Origin of the sequence: Micromonospora sp. NPDC050784, assembly GCF_044456765.1 — a bacterium.
Lineage (GTDB): Bacteria > Actinomycetota > Actinomycetes > Mycobacteriales > Micromonosporaceae > Micromonospora > Micromonospora foliorum.
Map to the genome: position 1 here is coordinate 79,242 of NZ_JBITGG010000026.1, position 20,717 is coordinate 99,958.

General features: G+C 72.2%; 16 protein-coding genes and 2 pseudogenes. 9 read left to right on the forward strand and 9 right to left on the reverse strand.

Annotated features, from left to right (window positions below; translation table 11 throughout):
* Position 1: 1 nt before the first annotated feature.
* The 5 genes from ACIBD9_RS28425 to ACIBD9_RS28445 all read left to right on the forward strand — a co-directional run bounded on the left by ACIBD9_RS28425 (position 2) and on the right by ACIBD9_RS28445 (position 5,561).
* The gene (locus ACIBD9_RS28425; protein ID WP_396722233.1) at positions 2-1,471 is read left to right on the forward strand and encodes a sensor histidine kinase; all 1,470 of its coding nucleotides are present in this window, start codon (positions 2-4) and stop codon (positions 1,469-1,471) included.
* Complete coding sequence (locus ACIBD9_RS28430) at positions 1,468-2,367, forward strand: Gmad2 immunoglobulin-like domain-containing protein (RefSeq protein ID WP_396722235.1); 900 nt, start codon at positions 1,468-1,470, stop codon at positions 2,365-2,367. Before ACIBD9_RS28425 ends, ACIBD9_RS28430 begins: the two co-directional genes overlap by 4 nt.
* A gap of 136 nt (positions 2,368-2,503) precedes the next feature.
* Positions 2,504-3,133, forward strand: a complete 630-nt coding sequence (locus tag ACIBD9_RS28435; protein WP_396722237.1) for a TetR/AcrR family transcriptional regulator — start codon at positions 2,504-2,506, stop codon at positions 3,131-3,133.
* A 33-nt stretch (positions 3,134-3,166) separates the two neighbouring features.
* A complete protein-coding gene (locus ACIBD9_RS28440; protein ID WP_396722238.1) occupies positions 3,167-4,660 on the forward strand; it encodes a DHA2 family efflux MFS transporter permease subunit in 1,494 nt (497 codons plus the stop codon).
* 109 nt (positions 4,661-4,769) lie between these two features.
* Entirely contained in the window at positions 4,770-5,561 is a 792-nt protein-coding gene (locus ACIBD9_RS28445; RefSeq protein WP_396722240.1) for a maleylpyruvate isomerase family mycothiol-dependent enzyme, read from the forward strand.
* A 42-nt stretch (positions 5,562-5,603) separates the two neighbouring features.
* Here the strand turns inward: ACIBD9_RS28445 and ACIBD9_RS28450 are convergent.
* Together ACIBD9_RS28450 and ACIBD9_RS28455 are read right to left on the reverse strand one after the other, a co-directional pair.
* Positions 5,604-6,802 (reverse strand): annotated as a pseudogene (locus tag ACIBD9_RS28450) (RtcB family protein).
* 355 nt (positions 6,803-7,157) lie between these two features.
* On the reverse strand, positions 7,158-7,766 hold the full coding sequence (locus ACIBD9_RS28455) for a hypothetical protein (protein WP_396722242.1): 609 nt from the start codon (positions 7,764-7,766) through the stop codon (positions 7,158-7,160).
* 226 nt (positions 7,767-7,992) lie between these two features.
* On the opposite strand from ACIBD9_RS28455, the gene ACIBD9_RS28460 reads away from it, so the two are divergent.
* The gene (locus ACIBD9_RS28460; RefSeq protein WP_396722243.1) at positions 7,993-9,000 is read left to right on the forward strand and encodes a helix-turn-helix transcriptional regulator; all 1,008 of its coding nucleotides are present in this window, start codon (positions 7,993-7,995) and stop codon (positions 8,998-9,000) included.
* Here ACIBD9_RS28460 and ACIBD9_RS28465 read toward each other — a convergent pair.
* Entirely contained in the window at positions 8,995-10,305 is a 1,311-nt protein-coding gene (locus ACIBD9_RS28465) for an RICIN domain-containing protein (protein ID WP_396722245.1), read from the reverse strand. The two genes, ACIBD9_RS28460 and ACIBD9_RS28465, sit on opposite strands and share 6 nt — an antisense overlap.
* A 158-nt stretch (positions 10,306-10,463) precedes the next feature.
* On the opposite strand from ACIBD9_RS28465, the pseudogene ACIBD9_RS28470 reads away from it, so the two are divergent.
* A pseudogene (locus tag ACIBD9_RS28470) lies at positions 10,464-11,650 on the forward strand (spore photoproduct lyase family protein).
* Between the two features lie 18 nt (positions 11,651-11,668).
* Here ACIBD9_RS28470 and ACIBD9_RS28475 read toward each other — a convergent pair.
* Positions 11,669-12,175 carry a DinB family protein gene (locus ACIBD9_RS28475; RefSeq protein WP_396722246.1) on the reverse strand — a complete coding sequence of 169 codons (507 nt, stop codon included), beginning with the start codon at positions 12,173-12,175 and terminating at the stop codon, positions 11,669-11,671.
* Positions 12,176-12,238: 63 nt separating this feature from the next.
* A complete protein-coding gene (locus ACIBD9_RS28480; protein WP_396722247.1) occupies positions 12,239-13,081 on the reverse strand; it encodes a M15 family metallopeptidase in 843 nt (280 codons plus the stop codon).
* 240 nt (positions 13,082-13,321) lie between these two features.
* On the opposite strand from ACIBD9_RS28480, the gene ACIBD9_RS28485 reads away from it, so the two are divergent.
* Entirely contained in the window at positions 13,322-14,359 is a 1,038-nt protein-coding gene (locus ACIBD9_RS28485) for a LacI family DNA-binding transcriptional regulator (RefSeq protein WP_396722249.1), read from the forward strand.
* Positions 14,360-14,487: 128 nt separating this feature from the next.
* On the opposite strand, the gene ACIBD9_RS28490 is transcribed toward ACIBD9_RS28485, so the two are convergent.
* The 3 genes from ACIBD9_RS28490 to ACIBD9_RS28500 all read right to left on the reverse strand — a co-directional run bounded on the left by ACIBD9_RS28490 (position 14,488) and on the right by ACIBD9_RS28500 (position 17,391).
* The gene (locus tag ACIBD9_RS28490; RefSeq protein WP_396722251.1) at positions 14,488-15,336 is read right to left on the reverse strand and encodes a peptidylprolyl isomerase; all 849 of its coding nucleotides are present in this window, start codon (positions 15,334-15,336) and stop codon (positions 14,488-14,490) included.
* 70 nt (positions 15,337-15,406) lie between these two features.
* Positions 15,407-16,615, reverse strand: coding sequence for a D-alanyl-D-alanine carboxypeptidase family protein (locus tag ACIBD9_RS28495; RefSeq protein WP_396722253.1), 1,209 nt, complete (start codon positions 16,613-16,615; stop codon positions 15,407-15,409).
* A 47-nt stretch (positions 16,616-16,662) separates the two neighbouring features.
* Positions 16,663-17,391: a MerR family transcriptional regulator gene (locus ACIBD9_RS28500; protein WP_396722255.1), complete on the reverse strand. Its 729-nt coding sequence runs from the start codon at positions 17,389-17,391 to the stop codon at positions 16,663-16,665.
* Between the two features lie 166 nt (positions 17,392-17,557).
* Between ACIBD9_RS28500 and ACIBD9_RS28505 the strand changes: the two genes are divergently transcribed.
* Positions 17,558-19,834, forward strand: coding sequence for an ATP-binding cassette domain-containing protein (locus ACIBD9_RS28505; protein WP_396722256.1), 2,277 nt, complete (start codon positions 17,558-17,560; stop codon positions 19,832-19,834).
* Here the strand turns inward: ACIBD9_RS28505 and ACIBD9_RS28510 are convergent.
* The gene (locus ACIBD9_RS28510) at positions 19,827-20,246 is read right to left on the reverse strand and encodes a protein-tyrosine phosphatase family protein (RefSeq protein ID WP_396722258.1); all 420 of its coding nucleotides are present in this window, start codon (positions 20,244-20,246) and stop codon (positions 19,827-19,829) included. The genes ACIBD9_RS28505 and ACIBD9_RS28510 overlap by 8 nt on opposite strands.
* Between the last annotated feature and the right edge of the window lie 471 nt (positions 20,247-20,717).

Consider the following 20,717-nt stretch of genomic DNA (forward strand, 5'->3'; position numbering starts at 1 on the left):
GATGGCCGGACGCGCGGTGTTCCCCGGCCGCCTGCGGCGTCGGCTGACGATCGCGTTCGTCCTGGTCGCCGGCGTCTCGGCCGGGTTGCTCGCCGGCGGGACCGGTCTGCTGCTGCGGCAGTCCTGGTTGGACGCGTCGCTGCACGAGGCCGCCGCCGACGCCCGCTACCAGCTCGTGCTCGCCGGGCAGTTCCTGCCACTGACCGAGCAGCGCAGCGCCGAACTGCTCACCAGCTTCGAGGCCAGCGGTCGGCACGTGGTGCTCGTCGACGGTCCGACCCGCGCCTCGCACCCCGCGTACGCCCCGGTGCCGGGCGCCCGGTTGCGGGCCGTTGTCGCGGACGGGCGGCTCGGCTACCAGCGTTCCGCACCGAAGGAGCGTCCTCGGCTGCTGGTGGTCGGTGGGCGCATTCCCGGCTCGACCGCCGAGCTGTACGTCCTCACCGTGGAGGACGACGTCGCCACCGACCTGGGTCAGCTACGGACCGCGCTGGTGGCCGGCTGGGTGCTCGTGGTGTTGCTCGCCGCCGCGGTGGGTCACACGTTGGCCCGCCGCACGTTGGAGCCGGTGGGCCGGGCCAGCCGGGCCGCGCGGGCCCTCACCGAGGGACTGCTCGCCACCCGCCTGCCGGTACGCGGCCGCGACGAGTTCAGCGTCTGGGCGGCGACGTTCAACGACATGGCCGAGGCACTGGAGTCGAAGATCGCGGCGCTGTCGGCGGCGCAGGCCCGCGAGCGGCGGTTCACCGCCGATGTGGCGCACGAGCTGCGTACCCCGGTGACCGCGTTGGTGGCCGCGGCGTCGCTGCTGCGCGAGCACCTCGACCAGTTGCCCGACGACGCCCGGCCGGCCGCCCGGCTGCTCGTCGGCGACGTGGTCCGGCTGCGCCGGCTGGTCGAGGACCTGATGGAGATCTCCCGGCTGGACGCCGGGCGGGAGCAGCTCCCCGTCGGGCCGGTCGACGCGGTGGCGCTGCTGCACGGCATCGTCGCGGCGCGCGGCTGGTCGTCGGGGGTGCGGGTCAGCGGTGATCCGGTCGCGTTGCGCACCGACGGTCGTCGGCTGGAGCGCGTGCTGGCCAACCTCATCGCCAACGCCGTCGAGCACGGCGGTGGCGAGATCACGGCCAGTGTGGCGGGCACGGGCCCCCTGGTCGTCTTCGAGGTCACCGACCAGGGGCCCGGCATCCCGGCCGAGCACCTGGCCCGCGTGTTCGACCGGTTCCACCAGGTCGACTCTTCCCGCTCCGCGCCGGGCAGTGGGCTCGGGTTGGCCATCGCGCACGAGCACGCCGAGCTGCTCGGCGGCGTGCTGAGCGTGCGCAGCCAGCCGGGCGAGGGCACCCGGTTCCGGCTGGAGCTGCCCGCTGACGGTCCCGCCGGCCCGCGGGGTGACGGGCCGCGCCCGGACGACCGCGCCGATCCGGGTCCGGCGGGGCGTATCGCCGGCACCACGGGCGGGGTGCGATGAGCCGCCGCGGCGCGCTCGGGCTGGGCGTACCGGTGCTCGTCGCGGCGCTCCTGCTCGGCGGCTGCGGCACTCCCCGCTCCGGTGACCTGGGCCCGGCGCCCACCGCGCCGCCGACGAGCGCCGCACCCACCGACGGTCCGGAACCCACCCCGACCCCGGCCGCGGAGCCGACGCCACCACCCACCACCCGGCCGCCGCGCCCGTCGGCGGCGGCGTCCGCCGGCACGCGCCGGCCGGAGCCGGTGACCATCGAGCTGTGGTACGTCCGCGCCGGGCAGCTCGTACCGACCCGGCGCACCCGGCCGGCCACGGTCGCGACGTCCCGGCTGGCGCTGACCGAACTGGCCGCCGGGCCGAGCGCCGTCGAGGCCGCCACCGGAATGACCACCCTGCTTCCGGCCGGCGTCGAGGTCACCCGCATCGCCGACGGCGTGGCGACGCTGCGGGTGCCCTCCCTCGGCGATCCGGCCACCCGGCGGCTGCGCGAGGCGCAGGTGGTGTGGACGCTCACCCAGTTCCCCACCGTGCGTCAGCTCCGCCTCGACGACGCGGCCCCGGTCGACCGGGCGGACTACGCGGACCTGCTGCCACCGATCGTGGTCACCGGCCCGATCCCCGGCGAACGGGTCTCCGCCCCGCTCGTCGTCACCGGCACCGCCACCGTGTTCGAGGCCACGGTGAGCGTCCGGGTGCTGGACGCCGCCGGCCGGGAGGTGGCCACCGGTTTCGGCACCGCCAGTTGCGGCAGCGGCTGCCGGGGTGGCTACCGGGTGGTGGTCGGCTGGCGCACGGTCCGCGAACAGCAGGGCACGGTCGAGGTGTACGAGGTGTCCGCCGACACCGGCGCGCGGATCAACACGATGGCCGTGCCGGTGGTCCTCGCCCCCGGCGGCTGACCACCCGTTCACCCGCCGGACCCCCGCTGGAAACGCACTCGTTTCGTCGCCTCAGTGCGAGGCAACTCACGAAAGCCTGCACGATCAGCCAACCGCGAACTAGGGTCAGTACGACATCGTTTCACGGGGGGTCGGGATGCTGGGTGGTCAGCAGGTGGGCGCGGGTGCCGGGGTACCGGCAGCCCGGGGTCCGCGCTGCACCGACAGCCACCTGTTCACCGTCGTCATCGACACCCTGCGCGAGGTCGGCTTCGACCGGATGACCATTGACGCCGTCGCCGCCCGCGCCCACGTCAGCAAGGCCACCATCTACCGGCGCTGGGACGGCAAGGCCGAGTTGGTCGTCGCCGCCCTGCGCGACCGCCAGGTGGGTGTGCACAACCCGCCCGACACGGGTTCCCTGCGCGGAGACCTCATCGAGTTGCTGCGGGCCACGGCCGCGATCTGCACGGCCGACTGCGACCTGATGCAGGCGTTGACCTTCGCCATGCGGACCAACCCCGAGCTGGAACGCCTGGTACGTCACCAGGTGCTGCCGGCCGGGCGGGTGGCCAGCACCGCCATCCTGGTCCGGGCCGCCGCCCGCGGGGAGATCCCCCCGGACGCCGGCGAACGGGAGTTGTTCCACGACCTCGCGCCCGCGCTCACCATGTCCCGCGTCGTCGCGCACGGCCTACCCGCCGATGACGCGTTCCTCACCCAGGTCGTCGACGAGGTGCTGATCCCGGTGCTCCGCTACCAGCACGACCGCCCGTCCCAGGCCTGATCCACCGATATTCGCAACACGGAAGGCTTCACCATGCCCGGAACCACCTCGACAGCGCCCGGCGCACCCGGCGCCGGGACGTCGACAGGAGCGCCGCACCCGCGGCGCTGGATCGCGCTGGCGGTCATCGCAGTCTCACAGCTGATGGTCGTCCTGGACGCCACCATCGTGAACATCGCGCTGCCGCAGGCCCAGGCCGACCTGGGGATCACCGACGCGAACCGGCAGTGGGTGATCACCGCGTACACGCTGGCCTTCGGTGGTCTGCTGCTGCTCGGCGGCCGGATCGCCGACTACTGGGGTCGCAAGCGCACGTTCATCGTCGGCATGATCGGCTTCGCGCTGGCGTCCGCGCTGGGCGGTCTGGCCACCAGCGGCGAGATGCTGTTCGCCGCCCGCGCACTGCAGGGCGCCTTCGGCGCGCTGCTCGCCCCGGCCGCGCTGGCCCTGCTCACCGTTCTCTTCACCGAGGCCACCGAGCGGGCCAAGGCCTTCGCGGTGTACGGCGCGATCGCCGGCGGTGGATCGGCCGTCGGCCTGCTGCTCGGCGGGGTGCTCACCGAGTACGCCGACTGGCGCTGGTGCCTGCTGGTCAACATCCCGGTCGCCGCCATCGCCATCGCGTTCGCGCTTCCGCTGGTGCCAGAGAGCCGGGCCCACGGCAACACCCGCTACGACGTACCCGGCGCGATCGTGGTGACCGCCGGCCTGGTCTCCCTGGTCTACGGCTTCACCAAGGCCGCCGAGGACGGCTGGGACGCCACCGCGACGCTCGGTTTCATCGCCGCGGGCCTGGTGCTGCTCGCCGCATTCGTGGTGATCGAGCTGCGCTCCAGCCACCCGCTGCTGCCGCTGCGGATCATCCTGGACCGCAACCGGGGTGGGGCGTTCCTCACCTCGACGCTGATCGGCGCCGGCCTGTTCGGGGCGTTCCTCTTCCTGACCTTCTACTTCCAGGTGGTGCTGCAGTACAAGCCCCTCGAAGCCGGTCTCGCGTCCCTGCCGGTCACCGCCGGTGTACTGATCGCCGCGGGTGGCGCCAGCCAGCTGATGCCCCGGTTGGGTGCCAAGCCGCTGATGGTGGCCGGTGCGGCGCTCGCCGCCCTGGGCATGCTGGTGCTGACCCAGATCGACGTGGACACCCCGTTCCTCACCCACCTGCTGCCCGCGCAGGTCATCCTGGGCCTGGGGTTGGGCTTCACCTTCGTCCCGCTGTCCAGCCTCGCCCTGGTCGGGGTGCCGGAGCACGACGCCGGCGCGGCCAGCGCGACGCTCAACGCGACCCAGCAGATCGGTGGCTCGCTGGGCACCGCGCTGCTGAACACCTTCTACACCAGCGCCGTCGCCGCCTTTCTGGTCGGCCGGGCGCCGAACCCGGTCACCCAGGTCGAGGCGCTGGTGCACGGCTACCGGGTGGCCTTCGCCTGGGGCGCCGCGCTGATCGTGCTCGCCGGACTGGCCACCCTGGTCCTGGTGAAGGTCCGCAAGGAGGACATCCCGACCGGCAACACCGTGCACATGGGCTGAGCCGACCGACGTGGCCGCCGGCCGGAGCGCCCCGACCTGGGGTTCGCCCGGCCGGCGGCCACGTCCGGTAACGTCCCGACCATCGTCGAAAATCCGTTTGAGGAGACCCATGTCGACCCCTGCTGACCAGATCATCACAGCTCTGCGCGCGGGCCACGAGGAGCTCGCCGCGCTCGTACGGGACCTCAAGGAAGACGACCTGCTCCGGCCGTCGGGGGCCAGCGAGTGGCAGGTCTCCCAGGTGCTGAGCCACCTGGGCAGCGGCGCCGAGATCAACCTGGCGACGCTGGACGCCGCCCGCACCGGCGCGCCCGGCCCGGACGGGGACTTCAACCGCGGCGTCTGGGCGCGCTGGGACGCGATGCCCCCGGCCGAGCACGCCGCCGGGTTCCTCGCCGCCAACGAGCGGCTGGTCGAGGCGTACGAGGCGCTGGACGCCGAGACCCGGGCCTCGATGCGGATCGACCTCGGCTTCCTGCCGGAGCCGGTCGACGTGGCCACCGCGGCCCGGTTCCGGCTCAGCGAGTTCGCCCTGCACCAGTGGGACACCGAGGTGGCGTTCAACCCGTTCGCGGCGGTGACGCCGGGGGCGGTGGCGCTGCTGCTCGACCAGATCGGCGGCATGCTGGCCTGGACCAGCCGACCGCAGGAGCTGGCCGGTCGGGAGGCCACCCTGCTGGTCCGGCTGCACGCGCCCGAGCGGACGTTCGGGTTGCGGCTGGGCGAGAAGGTCGAGGTCGTCGACGCGCCGGAACGTCCCGACGGGGAGCTGGTGGCCCCGGCCGAGGCGTGGCTGCGGCTGGCCACCGGACGGTTGGGCGCCCAGCACACCCCCGACGGGGTGCGGGTGACCGGCCCGGTGACCCTCGACGACCTGCGTCGGGTCTTCGTCGGCTTCTGACCAGCGGCCGTGCGGGCCGGTCTCCCCGGCCCGCACGGCCTCTCAGCCCTTCACGCAGACGACCTGCTTGAGGTGCGCGACCACCTCGACCAGGTCCTCCTGCTGGGCCATCACCTCGGTGATGTCCTTGTACGCGCCGGGGATCTCGTCGACCACTCCAGCGTCCTTGCGGCACTCCACCCCGGCGGTCTGCGCGGCCAGATCCTTCGTGCTGAACGTCCGCTTGGCCTGCGCCCGGGACATCCGACGCCCCGCCCCGTGCGACGCCGAGCAGTACGCGTCCGGGTTGCCCCGCCCCCGCACGATGTACGACCCGGTGCCCATCGATCCGGGGATGATGCCCAGTCACCCCGGCCGGCCCGGATGGCGCCCTTGCGGGTCACCAGCACCTCCACCCCGTCGTAGCTCTCCTCGGAGACGTAGTTGTGGTGGCAGCTGATGGGCTCGTCGTAGCCGACCTGTGGGAAGTGCTCACGCACCACGCCGCAGAGCAGGGCCAGCATGACCGCCCGGTTGCGCCGCGCGTACTCCTGCGCCCACCACAGGTCCCGCCGGTACGCGTCCATCTCCGGCGTCCCGGCGAGGAACACGGCCAGGTCCCGGTCCGGAAGGTCGGCGTTGTGCGGCAGCCCCCGGGCCACCCCGATGTGCCGCTCGGCCAGCTCCTTGCCGATGTTGCGGGACCCGGAGTGCAGCATCAGCCAGACCCGTCCCTCGTCGGCGCCGCCCTGCTCCAGGCAGACCTCGATGAAGTGGTTGCCCCCGCCGAGGGTGCCGATCTGCCGCTGCGCCCGCGTCTCCAGCTGCGCCACCCGCCGGTCCAGGCCGGCGAACCGGCCCCAGAAGTCGTCCCAGCCGGCCTGCTCCAGGCCCCGGATCCGACGCGTGTCGACCGAGTCCTTTCGCTGGGCGAAGCCGACCGGGATGGTGGCCTCGATCGCGGAGCGCAGGCCGGCCAGGTCGTCCGGCAGGTCGGCGGCGGTCAGCGAGGTACGGACCGCCGACATCCCACAGCCGATGTCGACGCCGACCGCGGCCGGCGAGACGGCCTGCTTCATCGCGATCACCGAGCCGACCGTGGCGCCCTTGCCGAAGTGCACGTCGGGCATGACGGCGACACCCTGCACCCAGGGCAGCGCGCCGATGTTGCGCAGTTGCTTGGCCGCCTGCGGCTCGATGGCGTACGGGTCGGTCCAGACCCGGACCGGTGCCCGGGTACCGGCGAGGGGGGTGAATCCCATCGTGGTCTCCTTCTGTCGTGCGGTGACCGTTAATGATCAGATTTGGTCGGCCAGCGGCGGTGCGCGGATACGAAAGAGCCGCCCGATCCCGGTGGGATGGGCGGCCGACGGACGCGTCAGCGTCGGCGTCAGTCGCGCCACCCCGGCTCGTTCCGCCGCGAGGGGCAGTAGGCACGGGCTTTGGCGGTGGTCTGCAGAGGGGTGCCGGCGGGGAGCAGGCACCAGCGGGCATCGGTGCGGACGCGTCGCGACATGGCGTACTCCCTCCGGGTTGGTCGGTTGACGGTGCACCGACGACAGTAGGAGAGGTGCGGTGCGTCCGCAATGGATATCGCGACCGATGCGACGGGCGTCCCTACCGCTTCGCGCCGTCGGCGCAGTTCGGGGCAGGATCCTCGCCGGCCACGACGAAGTCCTCACAGGTGACGAAGCGGTAATTGAAGTGCCCGACGAGGAAGCCGGTCAGCGCCACGATGGCGACGATCGCCACCACGGTGAGTTTGATGCGCCAACCCGGGAGGGTGAAGTAGTTGGGCGCGAGTAACCGGACGACGACGGCCGCACCGAACGGCGCCACGGCCAGTTGTGCGACGCTCAGGATCCGGTAGGCGACCTCCGCGACGGCACCGAGGGGCTGCGGCGCGCCCAGTCTCAGCAGCAGGAACGCAATGGGAGGCAGGAAGAAGAGCAGCACCCAGGGGTGGGTGTGCACCCGCCGGCGCAGAAGGAGCGCGCTCAGGAGCACGACGAGGGAGAGGACGAACAGTTCCTGTCGCCGGTAGTAGTAGATGGTCCGGTGCGTACCGAGAGCGAACGCGACGTCCCAGGCCCACAGTGAGGCACCGAACGCGATCGCGTAAAAGCCCCCCAGCTTCTGATCCGCCGTACCCCGTAGGAGATCGTCACCGTCGGTGAGTTCCCGCGACTTCCTGGCGGCTCGCTTGGCCGGACCTTCCTCGTGCATGCCTCTCCCCCACCGTGCTCGCCGCCGAGCCGTGGCGTCTTCAACGGACCCGGCCGGGGCACGGGGGCGTGAGGAGCGGACGGGCGGCTCGGTTCCCGCGACCTCTATGCCGTAACGACCGCAGGGCAGCTCGGGCTTCGGCCCAGACCGGTTCGGCGGGGCGCGTCCGACGAAACGGGCGACCGCGCAAGCGGCTCTGCCGCGATTCGCTGGCAGACTCGCCGACATGGTGGAGACCTCCGTGCGCCTGCTGCGGCTGTTGACTCTCCTACAGGTGCGCCGGGAGTGGTCCGGCGCCGAACTGGCCGAACGGCTCGCGGTCACCACCCGCACGGTACGCACGGATGTGGAGCGGCTGCGGGTGCTGGGCTACCAGATCGAGTCACACCCGGGGGTCGCCGGTGGCTACCGGCTCGGTGCCGGGTCGGCGCTGCCACCGCTGCTGCTCGACGACGACGAGGCCGTGGCGGTGGCCGTCGGGCTGCGGGCGGCGGCGGGTGGCTCGGTGACCGGCATCGAGGAGACCTCCCAGCGGGCGCTGGCCAAGCTGGAGCAGTCGTTGCCGTCCCGGCTGCGACACCGGGTGGACGCCCTGCGCTCGGCGACGGTCTCCGCCGCCGGCGGTGGCCCGACAGTGGACGCCGAGACGCTCACCGCCGTCTCCACGGCCGCGCACCGCCGGGAGCGGCTACGGTTCGACTACGCCGGGCATGACGGCACGGTCAGCGTGCGCGATGTCGAGCCGTACCGGCTGGTCTACACCGGGCGGCGGTGGTACCTGCTGGGGTGGGACACCGACCGGGGCGACTGGCGGACCTTCCGGGCCGACCGACTTCGACCCCGGGTGCCGACCGGCCCGCGCTTCGCGCCCCGGGACCCGCCCGGTGGCGACGCGGTCGCGCACGTGCTGCGCGGCGTCGGTTCCACGGCCTGGCCACACCCCGCCCGGGTACGCCTGCACGCGTCGGCCGAGACGATGGCGCAGCGGATCCCCACCACGGCGGGCCTGCTGGAGGCGATCGACGAGCGGGCCTGTCTGCTGCACACCGGTGGGGAGTCGCTGAGCAATCTGGCCGCGTTCCTCGGCACCCTGGCTGTCGACTTCGACGTGCTCGACCCCCCGGAGCTGCGTGCCGTCATCCGGGACGTCGCCGCCCGGTTCGCCCGCGCCGCCGGCCCCGCGCCGGGGCGGGTCGCGGTGCACCCCGGCGCGGACGTGGCGGTGGAGCTATGACTGCGGCACCAGCCGGAAGGACTGCGCCGCGGTGCCGTTGCAGGTGTACTGGACGAGCTGGACGCTGTCCGCCGTGGACGCTCCCGGCACGTCGAGACACTTGCCACTGTTGCGGTTGACCAGGCGGTAGTAGCCGCCACCCTCGGGCTCGGCCCGCCACTGCTGGTTGTTCCCGCCGCTGTAGGACCAGAGCTGGATGCGTGCCGAGTCGGCGGTCGACCGGTCAGTCACGTCGATCACCTGGGCGCTGTTGTTGCGGTTGTTGACCCGCAGGTACCCGCCGCTGGTCGGCACGAACTGGTACTGCTGGGCGGTGCTGCTGTTGCACGCGTACTGCTGGATGGCGGTGCCGTTCGCGCTGGCCGCGGCCCGCGCGTCCACGCACTTGCCGTTGCCCCGGTTGACCACGGTGTGCCAGGCGGTCGGCGAGATCGTGCCGTCGGACGGCGGGGGCGTGGTCGGGGGGACGGTGCCGACGCCGGCCAGCCAGTGCAGCCCGTCGATCAGCAGCTGGTTCTGCTGAGGGCTGTCGAAGGTGGAGGACAGCCCGGTGTTGGTGCTGTAGTCCATCGCGTTGTGGCCGAAGTTGGCGTAGAGCATCTTGTACTGCCGGTTGCTCCAGACGAGCGGGTAGTAGCCCCCGTACCAGGACTGGTTGGGATCGGTGCCGACCGGGAAGCTGGACGGGTCGACCGAGGCCAGGATGTCGATGTTGGGGTTCTGCCGCAGGTCGTTGCTCCAGGAGTACCACTCGCTGATCGACGACGGGAAGGTCGCCGGGAGGTTGCGGGTGGCGGCGTGGGTGCGGTTGTCGGCGCGCAGCGTGACGCGGGTGGGTCCCCAGGTGTTCGTCTGGAACGAGCCGGTGCCGAGGAAGGTGTTGTAGTACCAGTTCCAGCTCGACGGGTTGGTGGTGAACGCGCTGACGTGGAAGCCCATCCACGCGCCGCCGTTTCGCATGTACTGCTCGAACGCGGGGCGCTGCGCGGCGGGCGGCGCGTCGTCCAGGAACATGATGACCTTGTACTGGGCCAGGTTGGCGGTGTTCAGCAGGCCCCAGTTGGTGGTCGACTCCCAGGAGAAGCCGTACTGGGCGGCGGCCTGCGGGAACCAGGCCCGGGCGTCCCGGTCGAAGTCGATGTGCGCGGCGTCCCAGGTGCCGTTGTAGAAGGCCAGGACCTTGAACGTCGGCGCGGCCTGCGCGCTGCGCGAGGCGCTTACCGTTACGCCGGCGGTCAGCGCGACGACCAGTGCGACGAACAACGACAGGATCTGTCTGGTACGGGAGGAGAATTCTGCGATCACCTGATCGTCCCTTCGGTCGGGACGCGCGCCGCCGCGTCGATGTACATCTGTTCACAAGGTTTACAGATAGATGAAAGATTATGCGCTCCGGTTGGGCGGCGTCAATCGCGGCGTGACGGATCGGGTGGGATTCCTGCGGCAACGGGTACCCCGGCCGAATGACCAGCCCGGACGCCGTCGATGTCGACCAGCCGCTCGCCGTGGACGTACCCGCCGCGCCGCACGACGCCAGCGGCGAGCGGGTGCCGACCCGCGACCTGGCCGACCTCGCGCCGCCGGCCCGGTCGGCGCGGCGCTGGACCCCGAGCCGGGTGGTGGCCACCCCCGCCGCGCTCGACCACCCGCACGGCCAACGGATCGTCGAGCGGGTGCGGGCACTGGGCATCGAGGTGGAACACCTGCGCGCCAACCGACTCACCGGGGTACGCGGGCAGACCGACCGGGAGACGTACGCCCGGGCCAAGTCGACCATGGCGATCGTGGTGAGCCCACCCTCGCGGCGCGTCCTGCAACCCATCGCGCCCAGCGCCGACTGGCGGGTCGACCTGGCCGAGGGCTGCCCGGCGCACTGCCAGTACTGCTACCTCGCCGGATCCCTGTCCGGCCCACCGGTGACCCGGGTGTACGCGGACCTCGACGACATCCTCGCCGGGCTGGCCGCGTACGCCGGGCGGGGGACGGTGACCAGCCGCAACGCGCGGCGCGCCGACGAGGGCACGACCTTCGAGGCGTCCTGCTACACCGACCCGCTCGCCCTGGAACACCTGACCGGCAGTTGGCGGCGCGCGGTGCAGCACTTCGCCGACTGGGACGCCCCCGTGCAGTTGCGCTGGACCACCAAGTACGCCGATGTGGACACCTTCGTCGGGCTGCCGCACGCCGGCCGGACCCGGGTGCGCTTCAGCGTCAACTGCGCCCCGGTGAGCGAACGGTTCGAGGGCGGCACCGCCCGGGTGCCGGACCGGCTGGCCGCACTGCGCCGGCTCGCCCTCGACGGCTACCCGGTCGGGCTGACCATCGCGCCGATCATCGCGTTGCCGGACTGGCGGGACCGCTACGGCGGCCTGCTCGACCAGGTCCGCGCGGCTGTCGACGGGGTGCCGGACCTGGACCTGACCGCCGAGCTGATCACCCACCGGTTCACGCCGGCAGCAAGGAGGTGCTGCTCGGCTGGTACCCGCGTACCCGGCTGGAGATGGACGAGGAGTCGCGCACCCGCAAGCACGGCAAGTTCGGCGCGGTGAAGTACGTCTACCCGCGTGAGCAGATGGCCGAGCTGCGCCAGTGGTTCACCGCCGAGCTGACCGCTCGCGTGCCAGCCTGTCGGATCCTCTACTGGACCTGACCGCGTCCCTTTCGCGGACTAGACGCCGACGGTCCCGTCGATGCCCTCGCGCAGGAAGTCGGCGTGACCGTTGTGCCGGGCGTACTCGTGGATCAGGTGCAGCATCACCAGCCGCAGTGACACGGTCTCGCCGGAGCGGGCGTTGAGGCCGGTCACGTCGAGCGACGCGGCCGCCCGCTCGATCCGGCGGGCATGCGCGACCTCACGCTCCCAGGCGTCGAACGCCTCTGCCCGGGTGGCCGAGGTGGCGTCGTACGCCTGCTGGAAGTCGCCGGTCTCCGACCAGACCAACCCGATGTCCTCGCCGTCGATGACCCGCCGGAACCAGGCGCGCTCCACCTCGGCCATGTGTCGCACCAGACCGAGCAGGGACAGCGTGGAGGGCGGCATCGACTGCCGGCGCAGCTCCTCGTCGGAGAGACCCTCGCACTTGAGGGCCAGCGTCGCGCGGTGGAAGTCGAGGAAGGCGCGCAGGGTTTCCCGCTCGTCGCCGGTAACCGGGGGGCCGATCCGTTCGGTGCTCATTGAAACGATCATGCCGGATGGCACCGGCGGCGATGGTGCCGGGCCGCGGGGCAGGGCCGCGGGTCAGCCGACCGAGGAGCGAGCGACCGGGGCGGCGAAGAACGTGTCCGGGTACGGCTCGTCGCGCAGGCTGTAGTGCCACCACTCCCGGTCGTAGTTGACGAACCCGGCGTCGGCCATCAGCCGCTGCAACAACCGGCGGTTGTCCCGCGCCGTCCCGGTGACGCGGGGGTCGGCGGTGTGCGCCCGGGGGTCGAAACAGTCGAAGCCCGTACCCATGTCGATGCTGTTGTCGGGGAACCGTTGCTGGCGCGGCGCGGTGCAGGCGACCAACGGTTGCCCGACCCGGTACGGAGGTTGGCTGGCGGCGGGCTCGTCGACCAGGGTCAGGTCCAGGGTGCTGCCGCGGCTGTGCGCGGTGGGCGCGCCGATGTAACCGTCGGCGAAGAGCCGGCTCTTGGCCAGGTCCGGGTAGAACTCGGCCTTGGTCTGCTGCTCACCGGGGCGCTTCGACCAGGCGACGAAGTCGTCCACCGCCGGTCGCGGGCGGTAGCAGTCGTACACCTTGAGGCTGTGCCCACCGGCCAGCGCGGCATCCTGTACCCGGCGCAACGCCTGGGCCGCCTGCCGGGTGAGCAGGCACAGCGAGTCGCGGTAGCCGGTGATCGGCCGGCCGACGAAGTTGTGCGGCGAGGCGTAGCGGATGTCGGCGTGGATGCGCGGGTCGAGGTCGGTCAGCACCACGAACCCCGGCAGCGGCGCCGCGACGGAGGCGGACGGGGTCGGCGCGGGTGTGGGGCTCGCCGACGCCGGCTGCGACGTGGTGGGAGCGGGCCGGGGCTGCGGCCGCGAGCAGCCGCCGAGCAGCCCGGCGAGCGCGAACACGACGGCCAGGCGGTAGCGCACGAGTCCTGTCTATCAGCCCAGCCGGGGCCGCCATCCCAGGATCCAGGTGGCCCACCAGCCGAAAGTGACCGAAAAAGCTCCGGAACTTTTCCGCAAACACGGCGAAGCTTCGGTCGGCCTGGCATGTCGTCAACCCCCGTCGGTGAGGCAAGATGACGCGTGGAACGGGCACGCCGTTTCGGGACACACGGTGGGCGGCCGACTTGTGGTCGTTCCTCCGGCTCGGTGAAGGAGACGCGTGTGGGCGCGGACGACGGACGCAGGGTGACCATCACCGCGATCGCACGGGAGGCCGGGGTGTCGGTGCCGACCGTGTCACGGGTGCTCAACGGTCGCTCCGATGTGGCCCCGGACACCCGGGAGCGGGTCGAGGAGTTGTTGCGCCACCACGGCTACCGGCGTCGTACCAGCCGCAGCGTTCGCCGTGCCGGTCTCGTCGATCTGGTCTTCAACGACCTGGACAGCCCCTGGGCCGTGGAGATCATCCGGGGCGTGGAGGATGTCGGGCACGGCGCGGGCGTCGGCACGGTGGTCTCCGCGATCCACCGGCAGCCCACCGCGGCCCGGCAGTGGTTGCAGAACCTACGCACCCGGGCCACCGACGGCGTCATCTTCGTGACCTCGCACCTGAGCCCGCCGCTGCACGCGCAACTGCGTCGCCTCAACGTGCCGGTGGTGGTCGTCGACCCGGCCGGAGTGCCGGCCATGGACGTGCCGACGATCGGCGCCACCAACTGGGCCGGCGGGCTCGCCGCGACCGAACACCTGCTCGCGATCGGGCACCGGCGCATCGGTTTCGTGGCCGGGCCGACGCACCTGCTGTGCAGCCGTGCGCGGCTCGACGGTTACCGGGCCGGGTTGGAGGCCGCCGGGGTGCCGGTGGACGACAAGCTGGTCTACCCGGGCGACTTCTACCACGCCTCCGGGTTCGCCGGGGGGACCGCGCTGCTCGACCTCCCCGACCCGCCGACCGGCATCTTCGCCGCCAGCGACCAGATGGCCTTCGGCGTCTACGAGGCCATCCGGCGCCGCGGGCTGCGCGTCCCGGACGACGTGAGCGTGGTGGGTTTCGACGACCTGCCGGAAGCCCGCTGGGCCTCACCGCCCCTGACCACCGTGCGCCAACCGTTGGTCGAGATGGGACGGTTGGCGGCCCGGACGGTGCTGCGCCTGGCCCAGGGCGAGGGCATCGACTCACCCCGGGTGGAACTCGCCACCGAGTTGGTCGTTCGGGACAGCACCGCCGCCCCGCCGACCGGGTCGCCCGCCTCGGCGTGACGGCCGGTACTGCGCCGGAAACCGGTTGGACCGGTTCCGGTCCGTTCCGGAAAGTTCCGACCGGGCCGACGGGGGGTCGCCCGCGGCGGGCGCGGTGAGCGACGAGTGTCACCCACCGCGCCGCACGGTCAGTGGTGGTGGTGCCAGCGGACGGCCTTGCGGATGGTCACCGGCAGTGCGGGCGCGCCGTCGACCGGTGCCGGGTCCTCGGCGGTCGGCGCCACTCCCCCGGCGGCGATCCGGTCCAGGGTGGCCAGGCCGGCCCCGTCGACCTCGCCGAAGATCGTGTAGTTGGGGCGCAGCGCGGAGTTGGCGTAGACCAGGAAGAACTGGCTGCCGTTGGTGTCCGGCCCGGCGTTGGCCATGGCCAGCACGCCCCGGGCGTACACCCGGCGCTCCCCGGTCGGGTCGGTGGGCGCGGGCGGCAGGTCGGTCGGCAGCTCGTCGCGGTACCGGTAGCCCGGGCCGCCCTCACCGGTGCCGGACGGGTCACCGCACTGCAGCACGCTCAGCGTCGGGTACGCGGTGAGCCGGTGGCACGGGGTGCGGTCGTAGAACCTCTTGCTCACCAGGTGCAGGAAGCTCTGCACCGTGCACGGCGCGGCGGCCCGGTCCAGGGTCAACCCGATCGGCCCGTGGTTGGTCGCCAGGGTCACCCGGACGCTGCCCCGGGCCGGGGTGCGTCGCGGGTCGGGCGGTAGCGGCACCGGCCGGGCCGCGGGTTCGTCCGGGGTCTCGGTGTACGCGCACGGGCCGTGGGTGGTGCGCGGCGGTCGGGTGGCGGTGTCGACAACGGTGGGCGACGCGGCGGAGACGCGCTCCGCGTCGGCCGACGGGCCCGGCGCGGCGAGCGCGGCGGCGGACGCACCGACGACCAGCGCCCCGGCGAGCACGGTCACCCCCGCGAGGCGGGTCAGGGCGCGCAACGGCCGGCGGGGTGCCGCCACTGCGGGGCGCGGTTCGAGTTCACTCGACACAGGGATCCTCCTGGACTGGTGGTGCCAGAAAGACCGGAGTCTATGGAGGGCAGCGCCCGATGTCGATCCGTCAGGGCATCCGGCGGCGACGCCGCCACAGCAGGCCGCCCAGCAACGCCACCACAGTCGCGCCGCTCACCGCGGTCACCGACCAGAGCCACTCCGAGCCGGTACGCGTGGGTCCGCTGGCCGCCGCCGGCCGGGGCACGCCGGGTGCCGCCAGCGCGGACGGCGCCGCCGACGGGGTGGCGGTCAGCTCGCCGGGCTCGACCAGCCGGCCCACGGCGGCGTCCCGGGGCAGCGTGAAACCCCAGTCCAGGAGGGCCGCACCCTGCTCCCAGCCGCGTACCGGTGCCGATTCGGCGCCCAGCAGGGTCACCACCAGCCGCCGACCGCCGCGTTCCGCCGCCCCCACGTAGGTGTGCCGGGCCAGGTCGGTGAAGCCGGTCTTGCCACCGAGCGCCCCCGGGTACCGGTAGATGAGCTGGTTCTCGTTCTGGATCTCGAAGCCCTTGGTGCGTTGCGCCGGCTGGGCCGGAATCGACGTCTGCTCGGTCAGCGCGTACCGCCGGAAGGTGGGCTCGGCGAAGCAGGCCCGGGCGATCAGCGCCAGGTCGTACGCGCTGGTGAACTGCCCCCTGCCGTCCAGCCCGGACGGGGTGACCGCGTGCGTCTGGAGCGCGCCGAGCTGGTGCGCCCGCTCGTTCATGGCGCGTACGCCGGCGGCGCTGTCCGTTCCGCTGCCGAGCCGGGCCAGCGCGTTGGCGGCCTCGTTGCCGGAGTTGAGCAGCAACCCGAGCCAGATCGTCTCGATGGTGTACCGGCCGCCCGCGACCAGGCCCACGGCCGAGGAGCCGGGTTCGATGTTCATGTCCGCCTCGGTGACGGTGACCGTCTGCTTCGGGTCGAGCCTGGGCAGCATCGTGGCCGCCAGCAGGAGCTTCTGCACGCTCGCCGGTGTGCCGTACTCGTGGGGGCCGCAGCCGCCGAGCACCTGGCCGCTGTCCAGGTCGGCGACCAGCCACGACGTGGCGGTGACCTTCGGTGGCGCGGCGACGCCGGCCGGTACGACCAGGCCGGCCGTGTCGAGCGCCGCGCCGCCGACCATCCGCTGCTCGGGGACGGCGGGCGGGGGCGACGGCCGGGGTGGGCGGGACGCCGCCGGCGCCGGGACCCGGGGGCAGCGCACCGTCGGGGCGGCGGACGCTCCCGTCGCGCCGACCGGCACGGGAGCGAGCAGGACGGCGGACGTCGTGGCCGCCAGCAGCGCAGCTCTCATGTGCCCGACCCTAGTCACGACGATCGCCCGGCGGGACGGGATGCCGGTCAACTCGCATCGCCGCGACCGAGCAGGTAGTCGTGCAGGGCGGCACTCCCCCGCAGCCGACGCAGGCTGCGGGTGTGCAGCTCCTGCTCGCGGCGGCCCAGCTCGGCGCGGACCCGCTGAGCGCTCCCGGTGGTCCGCAGCTCGCCCAGCACCGCGGCGATGATCTCGAACGGGTACGCGCCTCGGCGCAGCAACGCGATGACCTGCGCGGCCCGTAGCTCCGCCTCGTCGTACACCCGGTAGTTGGTGCCCGGGGTGCGGCCCGGCCGCAGCAGCTCGCGCCCCTCCCACAGCCGCAGCTGCGAGGTCCGGACCCCGACCAGGGCGGCGACCTCGCCGATGCGGAGGCCGCGGCGTGGCGCGGGCCGGGCCGCCGGCGGGCTGGCCAGCACGGTCTCGAAGGCGCCGAGCACCCGGCGGATCTCGGCGCGTTCCCGGTCCAGTTCGGCATGGCCGCCGTCGAGCGCCGCCAGGGCCGCCGGCAGGTCACCCCGGTGCACCGCCGCCATGATCTCCCGGGTACGGCTCCAGCCGTGCCCCTCGGCCAACCGCCGCGCCACGCCCAGCGCCCGGGCGTGCTCGGCGGTGAAGATCCGGTAGCCGCTCGCGGTGCGGCGCACCGGCGGCAGCACCCCCAACTCGACGTAGTTGCGCACCTGCTGCACCGAGATCCCGACGGTGGCCGCCAGGTCCACGGCCCGTAGCCGATCCTTCGAGGCGACGTTCACGCGAGCCACCGTACCGCTTACCGCGTGATTTGAGACTTTCCTGGACGTGCTGCTGGAACCAGCGCTTGGAGTTCGGCAAAAGCCTCTACGTGGGGATGAATGAGACAATGGAACCCGCCAGTGCTCGGCGGGGCAAAGTCCCGCCACGATTCCGTGAAGGGTTCGTATGTCGCAGCCAGCATGGTCCGCCGCCGACAGCCACGACATGATCCAGGTACGCGGGGCGCGGGAGAACAATCTCGCCAGCGTCTCGGTCGACATCCCCAAGCGCCGGTTGACCGTCTTCACAGGTGTCTCCGGGTCAGGCAAGTCGTCGCTGGTCTTCGGCACCATCGCCGCCGAGTCCCAGCGCATGATCAACGAGACCTACAGCACGTTCCTCCAGTCGTTCATGCCGAACCTCAACCGGCCGGACGTCGACTCGCTGCGCAACCTCAGCGCGGCCATCGTCGTCGACCAGGAACGGATGGGGGTCAACTCCCGTTCCACCGTCGGCACCGCCACCGACGCGTACGCCATGCTGCGGATCCTCTTCAGCCGGCTCGGCCAGCCGTCCATCGGCGGCGCCGGGGCGTTCAGCTTCAACCTGCCCGAGGGCATGTGCCCCACCTGTGAGGGGCTGGGCCGGGTCTCCGACCTCGACATCAACGAGTTGGTGGACGTCGAGCGCTCCCTCAACGACGGCGCGATCACCGTGCCCAACTTCGCGGTCGGCTCCTGGTACTGGCAGACCATCGTCGGCTCCGGCCTGTTCGACCCGGACGTCAAACTCCAGGACTTCACCCCGCAACAGTGGGAGGACTTCCTGCACAAGCCGCCCACAAAGTTCAAGATGGGCAGCAACAACTGGACGTACGAGGGTCTGGCGGTCAAGGTCAAGCGGCTCCTCCTGGCCAAGGACCGCGAGTCGATGCAACCGCACATCCGCGCCTTCGTCGACCGGGCGGTCACCTTCACCAGCTGCGGCGACTGCGGCGGCACCCGACTCAACGCGGCGGCCCTGTCCTCGCGGATCGCCGGACACAACATCGCCGCCTGCTCGGCCATGCAGATCAGCGACCTGGCGACCTTCGTGCAGGGCATCCACGACCCGGGGACCGCGCCACTCGTCGCCAACCTTCGCGACCTGCTGGACTCCCTCGTCGAGATCGGCCTGGGCTACCTCAGCCTGGACCGCGAGTCGGCGACCCTCTCCGGCGGTGAGGCCCAACGGGTGAAGATGGTCCGACACCTCGGCTCCAGCCTCTCCGACGTCACGTACGTCTTCGACGAACCCACCGTCGGCCTGCACCCGCACGACATCGCCCGGATGAACGACCTGCTGCTGCGGCTGCGCGACAAGGGCAACACCGTGCTGGTGGTGGAACACAAACCGGAGACCATCGCCATCGCCGACCACGTGGTCGACCTCGGGCCGGGCGCCGGCACCGACGGTGGCCGGATCTGCTTCACCGGCGACGTCCCCGGCCTGCGCCGCTCCGACACGCTCACCGGGCGGCACCTGGACCACCGGGTGACCCTGCGCGAGGCGGTACGCCAACCCACCGGGCACCTCACCATCCGCCAGGCCGACCTGCACAACCTGCGCGACGTGGACGTCGACATCCCGCTCGGGGTCCTCACCGTGGTCACCGGCGTGGCCGGCTCCGGCAAGAGCTCACTGATCCACGGGTCGCTGCGCGGCCGGTCCGGGGTCGTCATCGTCGACCAGTCCCCGATCCGTGGCTCACGACGCAGCAACCCGGCCACCTACAGCGGGCTTCTCGACCCGATCCGCACCGCCTTCGCCAAGGCCAACGGGGTCAAGGCCGCGCTGTTCAGCGCCAACTCCGAGGGCGCCTGCCCAGCCTGCAAGGGGATCGGGCTCATCTACACCGACCTGGCGATGATGGCCGGCGTCGCGAGCGTCTGCGAACGCTGCGAGGGTCGACGCTTCACCGACGAGGTGCTCACGTACACGCTGCGCGGCAAGAACATTCACGAGGTGCTGACCATGTCCGTCACCGAGGCGTACGCGTTCTTCCCGCACCCCATCCTCGGTCGGCTGGCCGACGTCGGGCTGGGCTACCTCAGCCTCGGCCAGCCACTGACCACCCTGTCCGGCGGGGAGCGGCAACGACTCAAGCTCGCCATCCACCTGGCCGAGAAGACCACCACGTACGTCCTCGACGAGCCGACCACCGGCCTACACCTGGCCGACGTGGACCAACTGCTGGCCCTGCTCGACCGAATGGTCGACGCCGGAAACACGGTGATCGTCATCGAGCACCACCAGGCGGTCATGGCACACGCCGACTGGCTCATCGACCTCGGCCCCGGCGCCGGCCACGACGGCGGCCGCATCGTCTTCACCGGCACACCGGCCGAACTGGTCGCCACCGGCGACACCCTCACCGCCAAGCACCTCCGCGAGTACGTCGGCGACCCGGCGGTGGTCAGGTGACGCGGCGCAGCCAGCGCCGCTGCCAGGGGGTCTCCACCGCCTTCGGGTGGTAGCCGGCGCGAACCCACGGCACCGCCCGCTCGACCGGCAGGCCGTCGAGGATCGCCATCGCGGCCAGGGCCGTTCCGGTACGACCCACCCCACCCCGACAGGCCACCTCGACGCGTTCACCGTCGTGTGCCCGGCGCAGCGCCTCCCGCAGGACGTCGAGGGCTTCGGCGCGGTCGAGCGGCACCCAGAAATCGGGCCACCGGATCCGCCGATGCGCCCAGGTCGGCTCCGGACCAGGGGCCAGCAGCACGGCGAAGTCGGCAGGCGATGTCACCGCAGCGACGCGGCGCCCGCGCACCCTCGCCCCACTGGGAAGTACGAGTACGCCCGACTGCTCGGACCATGGCTGCGCGTCAGTCACCCGCACATTGTGCCGCTGTTTCGCGTGCGGATGAGCACAGACAGCGCCGCCCCCGGCCGGTGGGCCGGGGGCGGCGCTGGTGTCGGTGTGCAGGTCGCCTCTCGGCGAGTGGCACGACGCGGCTCCAGCCGAACGGTATTCCGCGAAGGCGATATTAGGTGAGGCCCGGGGACACTGAGTCACACCGACACTGTCCACAACCAGCCCGGTCCCCGCGTTGTTCCCGCGCCCCGCCGGGCCGTTCCGCCGCCGGGCCGTTCCGCCGCCGGGTCCCCTCGCTCGCTGCACGCCGGTCGCCTCGCGACCACGACACCGGCCATCGCGCCGCGCTTCGGCCACAACCCACGAGATCTTGGACAGTTTCCGTTCCGCGTGAACTATTGAGTCCCATGACATCTGTCAGTGTTGAAGTCCCGATACATGTGTCAGTTGGTTGGGATCTTGGGTGTGCTGGTAGATGGTGCCTGGCAT